We start from the raw sequence: 16593 nt of genomic DNA, 5'->3' as shown, positions 1-16593 counted from the left end.
GAGCGGTGCGAGTGAAGCCGGATGCGCTGGATCGGCAGATCCTGCACCTCGCGATCCCCGCCCTCGGCGCGCTCATCGCGGAGCCGGCCTTCCTGCTCGTCGACACCGCCATGGTCGGGCACCTCGGCGCCGAGCAGCTCGCGGGCGTCGGCATCGGCGTCGCCGTGCTCTCAACCGCCGTTGGCCTGCTCATCTTCCTCGCCTACGGCACCACGCCCGCGGTCGCTCGGCTGCTGGGCGCCGGCGATCGGCCCGCCGCCATCCGGGCGGGTCTCGATGGCATCTGGCTCGCGATCGTCGCCGGGGCGGCGCTCGTGCTGGCGACCCCGCTCGCGCACCCCGTGGTCGCCCTCTTCGGCGCCGCATCCGCCGTGACCTCGCACGCCGCCGTCTACCTGGGCATCTCGATCCTGGGGCTGCCGGCGATGCTCATCGTGCTCGCAGCGACAGGCCTGATGCGCGGGCTGCAGGACACGCGGACGCCGCTGGTTGTCGCGACCGTGGGCTTCGCCGCCAACGCGGCACTCAACGCCGTGCTCATCTACGGCGTCGGGCTCGGCGTCGCGGGCAGCGCGCTCGGCACCGTCATCGCGCAGTGGGGCATGGCGGCGTTCTTCCTGTGGTTCGCGGTGCGCGAGGCGCGCCGAGCCGAGGTCTCGCTCGCGATCCACTGGGGCGACCTCGGGCGCACGGCATCCACGGGTGGCTGGCTGTTCCTGCGCACCCTGTCGTTGCGGGCGGCGCTGCTGGCGACCACGGCTGTGGCCACGCAGGCGGGCACCACCACGCTCGCCTCGACGCAGATCGCGTTCGCGCTGTTCTCGACCCTCGCCTTCGCGCTGGATGCGCTCGCAATCGCGGGCCAGGCGCTGCTTGGCCAGGCCCTCGGCTCCGGCGATGCTGCCGCGGCGCGTGCGGTCACACGCCGGCTGCAGCGCTGGGGCGTGGGGTTCGGATGCCTCGTCGGCGCGCTGCTGCTCGCGGTCGCGTGGGTGCTCGGCGGCGTCTTCACGAGCGATGCTGCCGTGCTCGACGCGCTGCCGGTCGCCCTGGTGCTGCTCGCGCTCGCGCAGCCGATCGCCGGCTACGTCTTCGTGCTCGACGGCGTGCTGATCGGCGCCGGCGACGTGCGCTACCTGGCGTGGACGGGGGTCGTGAACCTCGCCGTCTACCTGCCGCTGCTGCTGCTGGCGCTGCTGCCGGGTTGGGACGCCCTCGCCGTCATCTGGGGCGCGTTCTCCTTCGCGTATCTCGGCGCTCGCGCCACCACGTTGGGCCTGCGAGCACGCTCCGACACGTGGATGCGGCTCGGGCGGCGCTGATCGCATCCACCGCTGCGCACTCCTGCGCCTGCGGTCACACGAGCGCGTCGCGGCGCCGCCAGCGCCAGGCGGCTGCCGCGAGCAGCACGAGCGCGATGCCGACGAGCCACCAGCTCCCTGTCCAGTCGGGATCGGCCTCGAGCGGATTCGCGACCCAGTGGAACGGGCTTACGTTCTCGACCCACGCCCATCCATCGCCCAGCAGCGGCGCGAACTCGCCCGCGAGCAGCAGCCCGATGAGCAGCAGCCAGCCCAGCCACGCGACCGTCGCGGGCAGGAACGCGAGGAGCGCCGCGGCCACCGCGAGGTAGAGGGCCACCAGCGGCACGTGCGTGAGCGCGATCTCCGACAGCACCGCCCAGCGGTCCTCGCCGCCGACAGCGATCGACGCGCCTGCGACAAGCGTGAAGACCGCGAGCACGAGGGTGCCCGTGAGCGCCCCGGTGCCGAGGTGGCTCGCGAGCCAGCCCGTGCGCGGCACCGTCGTGGCGAGCACGAGCTCCCCGTGCTGCAGTTCCTCGTGGCGCAGTCGCAGCACGGCCTGCATCGCGGCGGCGCTGGCGATCACGCCGACCATTGCGGCGATCGAGACCAGGAACAGGGTCTCGCTGTCGCCGCCGGCGTCGCCGCCCAGCTGCGCGACGATCGCGCGCATCTGCGGGATATCGTCCAGTGCCGCCGCGATCACCGGAGCCAGGCGGCCAGCCACCAGCCCCAGCACCGCGGCGACCACCGCCCATGCCAGTATCGCCCCGCGCTGCAGCCGCAGGGCGAGTCCCGCGGGCGCGCCCGCCGGGTGCCAGCCGAGCAGCGCGCTGCCGGTGGGGCGCCCCGGGCGATCGGGCAGCAGCGAGCGGCCCAGCTCGCGGCGCGACTCGAGCGCCACCACCAGCGCCAGCAGCGCGAGCACCGCCGGCACGAACAGCAGCAGCGGCGTGGCATCGGGTGCCCAGGGGTCGTCGGCGAACGGATGCGTCTGGGCGCCCCAGCCGATCGGCGAGAGCCACGTCGGCCAGGCCGACGTCACCCGGGTGAGGTCGGCGCTCGGCTCGCCCAGGGCATCCCCGATGCCGCGCACGAGGAACCAGAGCCCGACCACGATCGCCGCCGCCCCGTTGGCCGACCGCGAGGTCGGGAAGACCTGCCCCGCCAGCAGCCCCACGAGCATCGCGAGCGCGCCGACACCCGCGAGCGAGCCGGCGAGCAGCCACGATCCGGTCGCCTCGAGCCCCAGCGCGAGCGACACCGCGAGCATCGCGCCGCACACGACCGCGAGCTCGACGAGCCCGGCGAGCAGGGTGGCGGACAGGGGCGCCCAGCGGCCGACCGCGGTGCCTCGTACGAGCTCGGCGCGTCCGGCATCCTCGTCGCCGCGCGAGTGCCGCACCGCGAAGAACGTCATCATGAAGCCCACCATCAGGGCGAGGTAGGCGTAGACAGAGACGAACATGACCGCGCCGAGGTCCGTGCCGGCGGGGGCACCGCGCAGCAGCAGCAGCCCGGGCTGTGCCGACAGCAGCGCGATCAGCCCGCGTCGCGCCTGCTCGTCGAAGGCCGCGCCGAGACCGGCGAGCACCGCCGCCCAGAGGCCCGCGATCCCGAGCACCCAGAGCAGCACCAGGAAGCGGTCGCGCCGCAGCGCTGCCGTGAGCAGCAGGCTGGCACCCGTCAGCATCGTGCCTTTCCTCACCGCGCGTGACGGCCGCGGGGCTGTCCGTCGGGTGCGCTTGCCGCGGCATCCGGCTCATGGACCTCCGCCCGCTCAGCCGGCGCGCTCGCAGCCGCCGCGCCCGTCGTCTCGCCGATCGCGTGCGACTGACCGATCGCCCGCTCGCCGCGGGCGGTCTCGACGCGCGCCTCATCGCCGTAGTGGCGCAGGAACAGCTCCTCCAGGCTCGGCGGCGTGAGCGTGACCGCCTGCGCCTCGTGCTCACCCAGCCAGCGCAGCACCGCGGGCACGTCGGCGCCCGCGGCCGAGCCGCGCACGTGGTCGCCGTCGACCCGCACGTCCGTGAGCGGCAGCCCGTGCGGCGCGGGGCCGCGGTAGGACACCACCGTGTGGTGCAGGTGTCGCAGCTCGTCGAGCGTGCCCGCCTCGACGATGCGACCGTCGCGGATGATTGAGACGCGCGAGCAGAGCTGCTCGACCTCGCTGAGGATGTGGCTGGAGAGCAGCACCGTCGTACCGCGGTCGGCCACCCGACGGATCTCGGCCTGGAAGACGCTCTCCATCAGCGGATCGAGGCCGCTGGTCGGCTCGTCGAGGATGTACAGCTCGGCCTCGCTCGCGAACGCCGCGATGAGCGCCACCTTCTGCCGGTTGCCCTTGGAGTAGGTCTTCGCCTTGCGCCGCGGATCGAAGTCGAAGGCCTCGATGAGGCGCTGCCTGTCGGCTGCCGGGGCCCCATGGCCGCGGAGCCTCGTGATCGTGTCGATCGCCTCGCCGCCGGTCAGACTCGGCCACAGGGTCACGTCGCCGGGCACGGTGGCGACGCGGCGGTGGATCGCGACGGCGTCGCGCCAGGGATCCATCCCGAACACGGTCGCCTCCCCCGCGCTCGCGCGCAGCATCCCGAGCAGCACCCGGATGGCGGTGGACTTGCCCGCGCCGTTCGGCCCCAGGAAGCCGTGCACGTCGCCCGGCTCGACGACGAGGTCGAGCTGGTCGAGCGCCTGCACCCGACCGAATCGCTTGTCGAGACCCCGGGTCTCGATCACCGGCTCTGCCATGCCCCCGACGCTACCCCCGCGGGGCCTCCGCGGCGCCCGCACAACGCAAGCCCGAGCCCCGCATTGCGCGACGCGGGACGACATCGACGGCCGCCCGCCGCCCGATGCCGCCGCCGGGCTTGCGTTGTGCGCGCCGCGCTGCCGGGTGACTGCGGCGGCCGTGGGGTGACCGCGTGGCGCGCGGCAGCAGCGGGCGGGCGCGAAGCACGGCAGAATAGCCCGGTGCCCTCCCTGATCGCCTGGCGGAACGCCGTCTTCGCCACCTTCTTCGCCATGGGCTGCAGCCTCGCCAGCTGGCTGGCACGCGTGCCCTACGTGCGCGACCAGCTCGACGTGTCCACCGGCGAGATGGGCCTCATCCTGCTGGGCATCTCGATCGGTTCGGTGTCCGGCCTGCTGCTCGCGAGCCACATCATCCACGCGCTCGGCGCTCGGCGCGTGATCCCGCTGGGGATGGTGATCGTGGGCGTGGGGCTCGCCATCGCGGGCTGGGCTGCCGATGCGAGCCTCATGTGGCTGGTCGTCGCCGGATTCATCCTGGGCGGCAGCGTGATCGGCATCACCGATGTCGGCATGAACCTCTCCGGCGCAGCGTACGAGCGGGCGTTCGGTCGGCCGATCATGCCGCTGTTCCACGCCTCCTTCTCGCTGGGCACCGTCGCGGGCGCCGGCCTCGGCGGGCTCTGCGAGTTGCTCGGCATCGGCATCGGCTGGCAGGCGACGGGCATCAGCATCGGCCTGACGGCACTCGCGGCCGCCGTCGCCCGCGCCCTCCCGCCTGAGGTGGTGGAGGAGGACCACGAGCCCGTCAACCTCCGCGAGCGGCTCTCGGTCTGGAAGGATCCGCGCACGCTGCTGCTCGGCCTGCTGGTGCTGGGGATGTCGCTCACCGAGGGCAGCGCGAACGACTGGCTCGCGCTCACGATGGTCGACGGCCACGGCTTCTCGAACGAGGGCGGCGCGTTCGTGCTCGCGCTCTTCCTCACCGCCATGACCGTCGGCCGCGTGCTCGGCGTGCCGCTGCTCGAGCGCTTCGGCCGCGTCGCGGTGCTGCGCGCGACGGCCGCCATGGCCGCGGCAGGGCTGCTGCTGGTGATCTTCGCCGATCCCGCACCGCTCGTCATCGCAGGCGTCGTGCTGTGGGGCGTGGGCGCGAGCCTCGGTTTCCCGGTCGGTATGAGCGCCGCAGCCGACGAGCCGCGGTTGGCTGCGGCTCGCGTGGGCACCGTCTCGGCGATCGGCTACCTGGCCTTCCTCGCCGGGCCGCCGCTGCTCGGCCTGCTCGGCGACGTCGTCGGCCTGCGATTCGCGCTCCTCGCCGTGCTCGCCTTCGTCCTGCTCTCGCTCTTCACCAGCCCCGTCGCCCGCGAGCGCGGCACGACCATCAAGGAGGACGCGTGAGAATCGTCGTCGCCCACTGCTCCGTCGACTACGCCGGTCGACTCTCGGCCCACCTGCCGCTGGCGCCGCGCGTGCTGATGCTGAAGGCCGACGGCTCGATCCTGGTGCATTCCGATGGCGGCTCCTACAAGCCGCTCAACTGGATGAGCCCGCCCGCGGTGCTCAGGGCATCCGAGCCCGATGAGACCCAAGCGGATGCGGGGGTGACCGAGATCTGGAAGGTCACCCACAAGAAGACCGGGGACTCGCTCATCGTGTCGGTGCACGAGATCCTCTCGGACACCTCGCACGAGCTGGGCGTGGACCCCGGCCTCGTCAAGGACGGCGTGGAGGCGCACCTGCAGGTGCTGCTGGCCGAGCAGATCGACCGCCTGGGCGAGGGCTTCGAGCTGTGGCGGCGGGAGTACATGACGCCCATCGGGCCGGTCGACATCCTCGCCCGCGACGATTCGGGAGCGACGGTCGCGGTGGAGATCAAGCGGCGCGGCGAGATCGACGGCGTCGAGCAGCTCACGCGCTACCTGGAGCTGCTGAACCGCGATCCGCGCATCGCGCCCGTCACCGGCGTGTTCGCCGCGCAGGAGATCAAGCCGCAGGCGCGCACGCTCGCCGAGGATCGCGGCATCCGCTGCGTCGTGCTCGACTACGACGACATGCGGGGCATCGACTCGGGGCACGCCCGGCTGTTCTGAGGTCGTCGCAGTCGTCGCCAAGAGCTTTCGCAGCTGCGTCACGAGCGTTGCCGAAGTCCCAGAAGGAGGACGAATCGCGAGGCGAGGACGATCTGTCCTCCGGCGGCGACCGATCCCGCAATCCATCCTCGATCCGGGGCGGCGCGGCACGGGCCCGCCGCACTACTCGGGGCCGCGCGCCGGCCAGCCCTCTTCCTCGGCGTCAGTGAAGTCGCTGGTGTCGAGCGAGTGCAGATCCAGCGCCTCGCCGGGCATCGGCTCCCCCGGCACGCCCTGCGAGCCCGGGTCCGCGGCGAACGGGTCGATGCGCTCGCGCCATTCGCCATCCCGGTCCGGCACCGGGTCCTCCCGCGATGCGTACGGGTCGACGCGATCCGCCGATGGCGCACCGGGATCCGGCACGGGATCCTCCCGCGACGCGTACGGCTCTACGCGATCCGGCGCCGACGCCGCCCGGTCCGGTATCCGGTCGTCGCGGGATGCATAGGGCTCCACAGGAGCGGACGATGCGGACGAGGGCTGCGGCACCTCGTCCTCCCGGGAGGCGTAGGGCTCGACGTGATCGCGCCAATCGCCACCCGAGGCGATGCCGCCGAAGTCCTCGTCGATGAACGGCGCCCCATCGGCCGTCTCGGCGCCGCCGGCATCGCCGGCGTCCTTCGAGTGCTCACGCATGGTGACCTCCTGTCTCGGATGCTGCGCATTGCTGAAGGCGACGCCGAACGGATGCACGGTGGTCTCCGGGGTCGGCCTCTCGAGCGCGATGCCGTGCTCGTCCGTGCGCGTGCCGCACGCGGGGCACTGCAGCGCCGCGACCCGGCCGATGTCGTCGACCTCGATGACGCAGCCGCCGATCACGACGTCGCCCGCGTCGGCGACATCCGCGATCGTGCCGTAGCCCCAGACGATCTCGCGCATGAGAGTGCCGCACGTGGGGCATGCCGTCTGCATCGTCATGCAGCCAAGGTATGCCCGTGTCGGCCCCGCGACCAGGGCACAGATCCGCTCAGGCGCGAGGCGTCTTGACCTCGACCTCCGTGAACACGACGCTCGCCGTGCCACGGTTCTCCATCCTGTGCGTCGCGCCGGCCTCGCGGGCGTACGCCTCGCCCGGCACGATCTGCACCTCGAGCTCTGTGCCATCGGGCAGCACCGCCCACATGGTCGAGCGCGCGATGCCCACCACCGCGTAGTCGAACTCGTGCGTGTGCTGGTCGATCGCGCCGCCGGGCTCGATCGTCCACTCGATGATGCGGAACCGGTCGTCGTCGACGAGTAGCCGGGAGCTGGCCATGACGCGTCCCTACAGCGTCGCGGCCGCGGCAGCCCGCGCAGCAGCCGGCAGCGCGTCGACGATGCGCGCGAGCGGCTCGTCGCCGTGCGCCGCGGTGACGAACCACGCCTCGAACACGCTCGGCGGCAGGCTCACGCCCGCATCGCGCATGGCGTGGAAGAACGGCGGGTAGCGGAACGCGTCCTGCGCCCGCACCTCATCGAAGTTCGCTGGCGCCCCGTCTCGGAACGCAACCGAGAAGAGGCTGCCGACCCGCGTGATCGCGTGGGCGACGCCCTCGGCGTGCAGCGCATCCGTGAGCGCATCCGTGATGACGTCGGCCGCGTGATCGAGCCGCTGGTAGACGCCGTCGGTCGTGAGGCGCAGCGTCGCGAGGCCAGCCGCCACAGCGACCGGGTTCCCGGAGAGCGTGCCCGCCTGGTAGACGGGGCCGGTGGGTGCGAGCTGCTCCATGAGGTCGGCGCGACCGCCGAGCGCGGCGAGTGGCATGCCACCGCCGATCACCTTGCCGAAGGTCACGAGGTCGGGTGCCTCGTCGCCCGTCCATTCCTCGAGCCCCCACATGCCACTGCGGTGCACGCGGAAGCCGGTGAGCACCTCGTCGCTGATCAGCAGCGCGCCGTGCGCGTGCGCGACGCGGGCCAGGAAGCCGTTGAAGTCGCCGTCGGGCTCCACGACGCCCATGTTCGCGGCCCCAGCCTCGACGATGACGGCCGCGATGCGCTCGCCGTGCTCGGCGAAGACGGCCTCGACGGCGTCGCGGTCGTTGTAGGGAACGACCAGCGTGGTGGCGGCGACGGCCTCCGGGATGCCGGCGGAGCCGGGCATCGCGAGCGTGGCGAGGCCGGAGCCCGCCGCGACCAGCAGGCCGTCGGAGTGCCCGTGGTAGTGCCCGTCGAACTTGACGAGCAGGTCGCGACCGGTGGCGCCGCGCGCGAGCCGGATGGCGGTCATGGTGGCCTCGGTGCCGGTGGAGACCAGCCGCAGCCGCTCCACCGGTCCCACGCGGCGCTCGACCTCCTCGGCGAGCAGCGCCTCACCCGGCGTGGACGCACCGAACGAGAGGCCGCGGCCGGCGGCATCCTGCACGGCCTCGACGACCTCCGGATGCGCGTGGCCGAGGATGGCGGGCCCCCAGCTGGCGACCAGGTCGACGAACTCGCGACCCTCGGCATCGGTGACGTACGCGCCCTTGGCGCTGATCAGGAACGAGGGCGTGCCGCCGACGGACCCGAAGGCGCGCACGGGGCTCGAGACGCCGCCGGGGATCGCCAGCTTGGCGCGCTCGAACAGCTCGGCATTGGTGCTCATGAACGGACTCCCAGCCACTCTGCCTGCTCGATCGCCCAGTAGGTCAGCACCGTGTCGGCGCCGGCACGGACGATCGAGGTGATGCTCTCGGTGATGAGGCGGTCGCGGTCGATCCAGCCGCGCTCGGCGGCCGCCTCGACCATCGCGTACTCGCCGGACACCTGGTAGGCCCAGACGGGCACGTCGGATGCGGCGGCCACGTCGGCGAGCACGTCGAGATAGAGGCTGGCGGGCTTCACCATCACGATGTCGGCACCCTCCGCCAGGTCGAGCAGTGCCTCGCGCAGCCCCTCGCGGCGATTGGCCGGGTCCTGCTGATAGGTCTTGCGGTCGCCCGTGAGACTTGAGTCGACGGCCTCGCGGAACGGGCCGTAGAGGGCGGAGGCGTACTTGGCGCTGTAGCCGAGGATCGCGGTGCTCTCGTGGCCCGCGGCGTCGAGGGCGGCGCGCACCCGCTCGACCTGGCCATCCATCATGCCGCTGAGCCCCAGGATCTGGCTGCCCGCCTCGGCCTGCGCGATCGCCATGTCGGCGTAGCGCTCGAGCGTGGCGTCGTTGTCGACCGAGCCGTCGCCAGCGAGCACGCCGCAGTGACCGTGGTCGGTGAACTCGTCCAGGCACAGATCGGTCTGCACGACCGTCGCGTCCCCGAAGCGCTCGGCGAGGAACGCGGTCGCGCGGTTGAGGATGCCGTCGGGGTCGGTGGCACCGGAGCCCTGCGCGTCCTTCTCCTGCGGCACGCCGAACAGCATGATGCCGCCGACGCCGGCGGCGATCGCGCGCTCGACCTCGCGGGCGGCGGAGTCGAGCGTGTGCTGCACCTGGCCCGGCATCGAGCTGATCGGGCGAGGCTCGCTCAGGCCCTCGGCGATGAACATCGGCAGCACGAGCTGCGCGGGGTGGATGCGGGTCTCGGCCACGAGGCGACGCATGGGCGCGCTGGCCCGCAGGCGGCGGGGACGGATGATGGGAGGCATTGCCTCCAGGGTACTCGCGGCCCTGCTCAGCGGGAGGCTCCGCTGCAGGCGGTTGCCGGACCGGGCTCGGGGCTTCTCGTGTGGAGCAGGGCTGATGACCGTCCGCAGCAGGGCGGCCCGCACGGCCGCGGCAACCAACGCCGGGTACGGCGCCTTCCCGGAGGGCGTGCCGCTGCACGAGTGCATCGCCGACCTGCACGGGCATGGCGCGATGGGCGTGCATTGGGTCAACGGGAGCCTCGTCGACACCACGCTCGACCCGGCGCATCCAGAAGTGCTCCTCTACGAACCGACCAGGAACGGACGACTGGCCCTGGTGGCTGTCGAGTACTTCGTCTTCGCAGACGCCTGGGCCGCCGAGCACGGCGACACGGCACCGCGACTGTTCGGAGCGGACCTGACCTACGTCGCGTCACCGAACCGGTATGAGGTCCCCGCCTACTGGCAGCGCCACGCATGGTTGTTCTCGCACAACCCGATGGGATGTTCGCAGATCACAACCCGAGAGTGACCTGCGACCACTGGTGATCTGCGCGGCGAGGGCCGGGCGGGCTGGCGCTGCCGCGCGCCTGGCAGTGCAGTGCGCTCCACCGGCCAACCGTCGCGGCAGCCGGTGGAGCGGGTGCTCACACTCCAGCTGCATCCAGCTCGTCGACGCGCTCGATATCGGTGTCGAGCTGCTCGTAGACGTCAGGCCGACGCGAGCGGAGGTAGACCGCGTAGCCGATGCCGCCGACCAGTGCCACTACCAGCAGCCACGGCATCAGCCGCACGTAGAGCGCCTCGGAGCCGGCGACGAGCGTGAAGTTGAAGATCGCGCCGACGCTGAAGCCGAGCAGCGCCAGGAAGCCGAGACCCGGTGCGATCAGGGTGCTCCACAGGCGGGGATCCGACTGCTTGCGGAAGTACGCGACGACCGACAGCGCTGCGATCGTCTGCACGATCAGCACCGCCAGGGTGCCGAAGCCGAGGCCCACGGGCACGAGCGTGAGCACCGGCGGCAGCGGGTTGCCGTCGGGGTCGGTCTCCACCGCGAGCGCGAAGATGCCGGCCACGGCTACCGCGAAGAGCAGGTTCGCGAGCTGGGCACGCTCGGGTGCGCCGTTGCGGTTGGTCTTGGCGAGCCACCTGGGCAGCACCCGCGCCCTGCCGAGCGCGTAGAGGTAGCGGGCGGCGGCGTTGTGGAACGCGAGCTGCGCCGCGAACAGGCTCACCACCAGCAGGACGAGCGCGATCATCCCGATGATCGGGCCGAGATACGTGTCGATGAGCACGAGCGTCATATCACCGGCCGCGAGGCTGTCGAGCGCGACCGCCTGCGCGCCGTCGACGCCGACGGCGCTGACGATCGCCCATCCGGTGAACGCGTGCAGCACGCCGATCGCGATGATCGCGGTGTAGGTCGCCCGCGGAATGGTCTTGCGCGGCTCGCGCGCCTCCTCGCTGAACAGCGCCGTGGCCTCGAAGCCGATGAACGCGGTCGCGACCATGAGGAACGCGATCCAGATCGAGCCGCCGACGAGGATCTCCGGGCTGATCGCCATGGTGAAGGCCTCGAGGCTGAAGCCGGTCTGCACCAGCACGGAGACCGCGAAGGCGACCAGGATCACGGTCTCGAGCACGAGTGCGACACCCAGCACGATCGCGCTCATGTGGATGCCGGAGCGCGCAAGCAGGAACACGATGCCGAACAGCACCACGCCGGCGAGGAACCAGTGCACCTCGAAGCCGAACAGCGCCGGCAGCACGACAGCGCCGGTGAAGAAGCCGATCGTGCCGAGTGCTCCCGCGACGAAGAAGTTGTAGCCGAGGGTGGCGATGAGACCGGTGACGAGCCCGGCGGTGCGGCCCAGCCCCTTGACGGCGATGGCGTAGAAGCCGCCGGCGTTGACGAGCTCCTTCGACATCTGCGCGTACCCGATGGCGAACAGGAGCAGTGCGAGCGCGACGACGATGACGGCGACCGGGATGCCGCCTCCATTGCCGAAGCCGATCGCGAGCGGCATGACGACGATCGCGACGGTGAGCGGCGCGACGGCCGCGAGGACGAGGAAGACGATGGCCGGGACGCCGAGCTGATTCGGCTTCAGGGCACTCCGTTGTGCTTGGGCGGACACGGGACTCCTTGGGGTCGGGGGCGTGTGCTGCCTCATGCTCTCGCTCCCGGCGCGCGCGCGATTGACTGCCCGTGCCGATGCGTTGACTACCCGCGCGCACCGCGCGGTGCGGTCGGACGGTGCGAGCGGACGCTGGCAGCACGCCGGATGCGCTCGCGGGCGATCGAGGTCGCGTCGGCCGGGAAGGCGGCGTGTGCCTGGAGCTCGCGCCAGGTCGTCCGTGCGCGCTGCGGAGCCCCCGTCGGGTTCCCCGCCGAGTCCGTCGCCACGCTCGTGGAGGTGCAGCCCTCGGCATCGCCGTCGTCGAAGCGCGCGACATGGAAGCTCGTCTCGCCGGAGTCGTCCTCGCGCACGAGCAGTCGGTGGCCGTCGCGGCATCCTGCTCGGATCTCGTCCGCGGTGAACGGCGTCGGCGCGCGATCTGGGCCGAGGAGGTGCGCATCGTTCAGCGGAGTCCGGCGGTGCTCGGGGCTCATGCGAGCGCCGCCTCGATCGCTGCACGCAGCACGCGCATGACGGGCCAGCCTCCCTCAGAGCTGTTGCCCAGCACGCTCACCGTGGTGCGCGACGCCGGGATGTGCCAGGAGCAGAACGAGGCGCCCGCGTCGTAGCCCTCGAGCACGAGCACGGGGAGGGACGCGTGCAGGAAGAGCCCCATCCCGGCACGCAGCTGCTCGTCGGGCACGTCGTGGCGCGGCTGCATCATGGCACGCAGCGACGCGCTCGAGACGATACGGCCGTCGAGCAGCGCGCTCCAGCAGCGATGCAGGTCGTCGGCGGTCGTGAACACGCCCCCGTCGCCGTTGCCGAGCACCGGGAGGTGCAGCGTGTTGACGAGGTCACCCGTGTCGTGCAGGTAGCCGGGCGCCGCATCCGACGGCAGCGCGTTCAGCGGCAGAAAGCCCGTGCGATCGAGACCGGCAGGATCGAGGACGAGGCGGCGCACCGCCCGGTGGTAGGACTCGCCGGTCACCCTCTCGAGGAGCACGGCGAGCACCACGTACGACCCGTTGCAGTAGGCGAAGCGCTGACCCGGCGCGAACGCCTGCGCGAAGCCGTCGAGCATCGGCAGGAACGCCTCGGCGGTCGTGAGCGCATGCACCGGCAGCGGCAGCACGAAGTCGTCGACCTCCCATTCGGCTGCCTCATCGAGGTAGTCACCGATGCCGGAGGTGTGATCGAGCAGCTGCTCCACCGTGACAGCGTCGTCGATGAGCGGCAGGTCGTCGCGCAGCAGCTCGCGCACGCGCTGGTCGAGCCGCATCGAACCCTGCTCGATCAGTCGCATGACCGCGAGCGCGGTGAACGCCTTGCCGCCGCTCGCAATCGCGATCCGTGCGTCGGCGCGCATGGGCACGCCGAGACCCCGATGCAGGAAGCCCTCGGCCCGCTCGAGCGTCCGCTCGTCGCCGACATCGATCGCGATGACGCCCGAGAACGGCTGCTCTGCCACCGCCTCGTCGAGGATCGCCGTGTCGACGCGCATCCTGACCTCCCGGACCGCGCTGCCTCGCTGCCGGTCGCCCTGATGCTACGCCCGAGCGCCCTCGGTCACCATGCCGTCCGAGGCACGATGATGGCCGCCCAGCCAGCCCTGGTGCCGGGCGGCCGTCAGGCCGACATCGCGCGGGATCAGGCGGCCGCCTCGAGCGCCTCGACGAGGCCCGCAGCGCTCGGCTGGCGCGCGATGGCGGCGACTCGCAGCCCCACGCGCCGGCAATCCTCCGCCGTCTGCTCACCCATCGCGATGATGCGGGTGTCGGCCGGCAGCCCCAGCCGCGCCACCTGCTTCGCGACCGAGCCGGAGGTGATGAGGACCGCATCGATCGGCGTCTCGGCCGGTTCGACTGCCGTGAGCACGCCGTCGGCGGCGTCGGCGCTGGCCGCCTGCAGCTCCTGCTGCTGCCGCAGCCCCTCGGCGTCGAGCACCGGGATGACGTCGGTCACCGCAGCGACGAGCTCCTCCCCCGACGAGAACGCGGGCACCGTCTTGTACGCGACGACCTCCGACACCTGCATGCCGTGCTGCCGCAGCCCCGACGCGATCGTCGGCTTCGCATCCAGCGCATGCGGCCAGAGCACGCGACCCTCGCGGATCGGCCACTCGTCGACGAGGCCCGCAGCGGACTGCTTCGTCGGGATGAACGCCACCGGCACGCCGCGCTCGCGCAGCGCGGCCGCGGTGACCGAGCCGACCGCGGCAACCGAGACGCTCGCCGGCACGCGCGGCAGCACTCGGACGGTCGACTGGCTCGTGACGATCAGCCAGTCGAAGCGGCCGTCGGCCAGGTGCCCGAGCATGAGCTGCAGCTGCTGCTGGTCGTCCGCCGGCTCGATCTGCACGAGCGGCAGGATCAGCGGTTCGAAGCCGGCGTCAGTGACGCGCTGGGCGACATCGTCGCCCCAGCTGCCGCCGCGGGGGATCAGGACGCGCATGGGTTTCCTCCGATGGATCGCGTGCCCCGCATCCAACCACCGACGGCGGATGCCGCGCGTCGGCTCCCCCGCGTGGCGCTGAGATGCGCACACCCAGGTAGAGCCGACGCGCGCTGCGGCGTCGCCGCACTCCTGCGGCCGCCTGGCGGCTGCGGGCGGGCGGCCGCGGGGCGCATCAGCGGATGAGCTCGGCCGCGCCCGCCTCCATGAGGTCTGCGACCGCCCGGTCGCCGACGTCGACGGCTGCCGCCTGCAGCTCCGCTGGCTTGGTCGAGTCGAGCGTGTAGGCGTGCGACGCCGCGAGCTTCCTCGACCCGTCGGGCGCGTACGCGATCGCGGTCAGGAACAGCATCCCGTCGGCGACCTCTGCGTGCGCGGCCAGCGGTGCAGCGCATCCGGCCTCCAGCCCGGAGAGCACACGGCGCTCGGCGGCGACTGCGGCGCGCGTCGAGGCGTGGTCGGTCTTCGCGACGGCGGAGCGCGCGGCGGCGTCATCCATGCGGATCTCGACTGCGAGCGCTCCCTGTGCGGGCGCGGTCGGGAAGTCGACCAGGTCGAGGATGTCGGTCGCCGCACCCTCGAGGCCGAGTCGCTTGAGCCCTGCGAGAGCGAGCACGACGGCGTCCAGGTCGGCGCCCTCGCCCGTCTCCGCATCGCCCTGCGCCCGGGCGAGCCTCGTCGGCACATTGCCGCGGATGTCAACGACCTCGAGGTCGGGGCGGGCGACGCGCAGCTGCGCCGCACGGCGCGGCGAACCCGTGCCCACCTTGGCGCCATCCGGCAGCTCGGCGAAGGACAGCCCGTCGCGCGCGCACAGCGCGTCGCGGGAATCCTCCCGCTTCGCGACCGCCGCGAGCTCGATGCCGGGCGCATCCGCCGTCGGCAGATCCTTCATCGAGTGCACCGCCACATCGACGCGACCGTCGAGCAGCGCATCGCGCAGGGCCGACACGAACACACCGGTGCCGCCGATCTGCTGCAGCGACGACCGATCGGTGTCGCCCTGCGTGGTGATCTCCACGATCTCGACCTCGACGCTGAACCGCGCCGCGAGCGCACGGGTCTGCGCCAGGGCGAGGGCGGGGGCGCCGGCAGCGGCGATCGGCGCGCTCACGGCTGCAGCCCGGCGATCGCGGGCCGGAAGCCCAGCCGCGGGTTCTCGCAGCACCCCGGCCGGCAGACGTCGTACCAGGGGTGGATCGACGTCACGGCCTTCCGCTCGGCGGCGGGGCGGCCCTCCAGCCGCTCCTGCACGAGGTCGACGAGGGCCCCGACGTACTGCGGGTCGACGCCCGGCGTCGGCGCGCGCCGCACCCACAGGCCGCGCTCGGTGGCGGTCTCGATGGCTTCCTCATCGAGATCCCACATGACCTCCATGTGATCGCTCACGAAGCCGAGCGGCACGATAACGACGGCCTTGCGCTCGGGTGCGCCATCCGTGCCGAGCGCCTCGATCGCATCGTTGATGTCGGGCTCCAGCCACGGCTGCGACGGCGGCCCGGACCGCGACTGGTAGACGAGCTGCCACGCGAGACCCGGCGCGGCCTCGGCCATGACGTGCTCCGCCGCGGCAAGGTGCTGGCCCTCGTAGCCACCGCCCGGCCCCCACTCGTGCAGGTCGGGGGCGCCGGAGCGCTCCGCGTCGGCGGTCGGGATGCTGTGGGTCGCGAAGAGCACCTCGATGTCGGCATCGCCGAACCCGGCCTCGCGGGCCTCGGCGACGGATGCGCGCACGCCGTCGATGAAGGGGGCGAGGAATCCCGGGTGGTTGAAGAACTGCCGCACCTTGTCGATCTGCATCGTCGTCTGCAGCCCGGTGGCCTCGAGCGCATCCGCCCAGTCCTCGCGGTACTGACGGCACGACGAGTAGGAGGAGTAGGCGGAGGTGGGGATGGCGAGCAGCCTGGAGGCGCCAGCATCGGATGCCTGCTGGAGCGCCTCGTCGAGGTAGGGCGCCCAGTTGCGGTTGCCCCAGTAGACGGGCAGGTCGACACCGGCCGCAGCGAGCGCAGCCTCGAATGCGGCCTTCAGATCGCGGTTCTGCTGATTGATGGGGCTGACGCCGCCGAAGTGGCGGTAGTGGGTCGAGACCTCTTCCAGGCGCTCGTCCGGGATGCCGCGGCCGCGCGTGACGTTGCGCAGGAACGGGATCACGTCATCCTGCCCCTCCGGGCCGCCGAAGCCGGACAGCAGGATGCCGTCGTAGGCCACCGGCTGCTCGACGTGCTCCGGGCCGGACTGCGCGGCGGGCGTCGCGCTCGGCACGGCCGCGCCGGGCTCGAGGTGCACGGTGGTCGCGCCCTGCGGCTTGGT

At 72.3% G+C, this 16593-nt stretch carries 16 protein-coding genes; 4 read left to right on the top strand and 12 right to left on the bottom strand.

Annotation, left to right across the window (positions count from 1 at the left end):
- Positions 1 to 5: 5 nt before the first annotated feature.
- A complete protein-coding gene (locus ACJJVL_RS11615) occupies positions 6 to 1322 on the top strand; it encodes an MATE family efflux transporter (RefSeq protein ID WP_405218830.1) in 1317 nt (438 codons plus the stop codon).
- 34 nt (positions 1323 to 1356) lie between these two features.
- Here the strand turns inward: ACJJVL_RS11615 and ACJJVL_RS11610 are convergent, their stop codons facing one another.
- Together ACJJVL_RS11610 and ACJJVL_RS11605 are read right to left on the bottom strand one after the other, a co-directional pair.
- Positions 1357 to 2997, bottom strand: coding sequence for an ABC transporter permease (locus ACJJVL_RS11610; RefSeq protein ID WP_405218820.1), 1641 nt, complete (start codon positions 2995 to 2997; stop codon positions 1357 to 1359).
- Between the two features lie 11 nt (positions 2998 to 3008).
- Positions 3009 to 4052, bottom strand: coding sequence for an ABC transporter ATP-binding protein (locus ACJJVL_RS11605; RefSeq protein ID WP_405218819.1), 1044 nt, complete (start codon positions 4050 to 4052; stop codon positions 3009 to 3011).
- Between the two features lie 222 nt (positions 4053 to 4274).
- Between ACJJVL_RS11605 and ACJJVL_RS11600 the strand changes: the two genes are divergently transcribed.
- Both ACJJVL_RS11600 and nucS read left to right on the top strand, forming a co-directional pair.
- A complete protein-coding gene (locus ACJJVL_RS11600; RefSeq protein ID WP_405218818.1) occupies positions 4275 to 5453 on the top strand; it encodes an MFS transporter in 1179 nt (392 codons plus the stop codon).
- On the top strand, positions 5450 to 6145 hold the full coding sequence (nucS, locus tag ACJJVL_RS11595; RefSeq protein ID WP_405218817.1) for an endonuclease NucS: 696 nt from the start codon (positions 5450 to 5452) through the stop codon (positions 6143 to 6145). Before ACJJVL_RS11600 ends, nucS begins: the two co-directional genes overlap by 4 nt.
- 162 nt (positions 6146 to 6307) lie before the next feature.
- Here the strand turns inward: nucS and ACJJVL_RS11590 are convergent, their stop codons facing one another.
- The 4 genes from ACJJVL_RS11590 to hemB are packed head-to-tail and all read right to left on the bottom strand — an operon-like array spanning position 6308 to position 9727.
- Positions 6308 to 7102 carry a hypothetical protein gene (locus tag ACJJVL_RS11590; protein WP_405218816.1) on the bottom strand — a complete coding sequence of 265 codons (795 nt, stop codon included), beginning with the start codon at positions 7100 to 7102 and terminating at the stop codon, positions 6308 to 6310.
- A gap of 49 nt (positions 7103 to 7151) precedes the next feature.
- Positions 7152 to 7439 carry a cupin gene (locus ACJJVL_RS11585; RefSeq protein WP_405218815.1) on the bottom strand — a complete coding sequence of 96 codons (288 nt, stop codon included), beginning with the start codon at positions 7437 to 7439 and terminating at the stop codon, positions 7152 to 7154.
- A gap of 9 nt (positions 7440 to 7448) precedes the next feature.
- The gene (hemL, locus tag ACJJVL_RS11580; protein ID WP_405218814.1) at positions 7449 to 8750 is read right to left on the bottom strand and encodes a glutamate-1-semialdehyde 2,1-aminomutase; all 1302 of its coding nucleotides are present in this window, start codon (positions 8748 to 8750) and stop codon (positions 7449 to 7451) included.
- Positions 8747 to 9727, bottom strand: coding sequence for a porphobilinogen synthase (gene hemB / locus ACJJVL_RS11575; protein ID WP_405218813.1), 981 nt, complete (start codon positions 9725 to 9727; stop codon positions 8747 to 8749). The genes hemL and hemB overlap by 4 nt, the downstream gene beginning before the upstream one ends.
- 94 nt (positions 9728 to 9821) lie before the next feature.
- Between hemB and ACJJVL_RS11570 the strand changes: the two genes are divergently transcribed.
- Entirely contained in the window at positions 9822 to 10238 is a 417-nt protein-coding gene (locus ACJJVL_RS11570; RefSeq protein WP_405218812.1) for a hypothetical protein, read from the top strand.
- Positions 10239 to 10353: 115 nt separating this feature from the next.
- Here the strand turns inward: ACJJVL_RS11570 and ACJJVL_RS11565 are convergent, their stop codons facing one another.
- The 6 genes from ACJJVL_RS11565 to ACJJVL_RS11540 all read right to left on the bottom strand — a co-directional run bounded on the left by ACJJVL_RS11565 (position 10354) and on the right by ACJJVL_RS11540 (position 16569).
- The gene (locus ACJJVL_RS11565; RefSeq protein WP_405218811.1) at positions 10354 to 11844 is read right to left on the bottom strand and encodes an APC family permease; all 1491 of its coding nucleotides are present in this window, start codon (positions 11842 to 11844) and stop codon (positions 10354 to 10356) included.
- Between the two features lie 86 nt (positions 11845 to 11930).
- A complete protein-coding gene (locus ACJJVL_RS11560) occupies positions 11931 to 12320 on the bottom strand; it encodes a hypothetical protein (protein WP_405218810.1) in 390 nt (129 codons plus the stop codon).
- Positions 12317 to 13330, bottom strand: coding sequence for a serine hydrolase domain-containing protein (locus tag ACJJVL_RS11555; RefSeq protein WP_405218809.1), 1014 nt, complete (start codon positions 13328 to 13330; stop codon positions 12317 to 12319). Before ACJJVL_RS11555 ends, ACJJVL_RS11560 begins: the two co-directional genes overlap by 4 nt.
- A 146-nt stretch (positions 13331 to 13476) precedes the next feature.
- Positions 13477 to 14280, bottom strand: coding sequence for a uroporphyrinogen-III synthase (locus ACJJVL_RS11550; protein ID WP_405218808.1), 804 nt, complete (start codon positions 14278 to 14280; stop codon positions 13477 to 13479).
- A gap of 175 nt (positions 14281 to 14455) precedes the next feature.
- Positions 14456 to 15394, bottom strand: coding sequence for a hydroxymethylbilane synthase (gene hemC / locus ACJJVL_RS11545; protein WP_405218807.1), 939 nt, complete (start codon positions 15392 to 15394; stop codon positions 14456 to 14458).
- Positions 15391 to 16569 carry a ferrochelatase gene (locus ACJJVL_RS11540; protein ID WP_405218829.1) on the bottom strand — a complete coding sequence of 393 codons (1179 nt, stop codon included), beginning with the start codon at positions 16567 to 16569 and terminating at the stop codon, positions 15391 to 15393. Before ACJJVL_RS11540 ends, hemC begins: the two co-directional genes overlap by 4 nt.
- Positions 16570 to 16593: the final 24 nt, after the last annotated feature.

The sequence above is a fragment of the Agrococcus sp. Ld7 genome (assembly GCF_045064095.1).
Lineage (GTDB): Bacteria > Actinomycetota > Actinomycetes > Actinomycetales > Microbacteriaceae > Agrococcus.
Note: the sequence above shows the minus strand (reverse complement) of the source record. Positions and strands in the feature narration are given on the sequence as shown.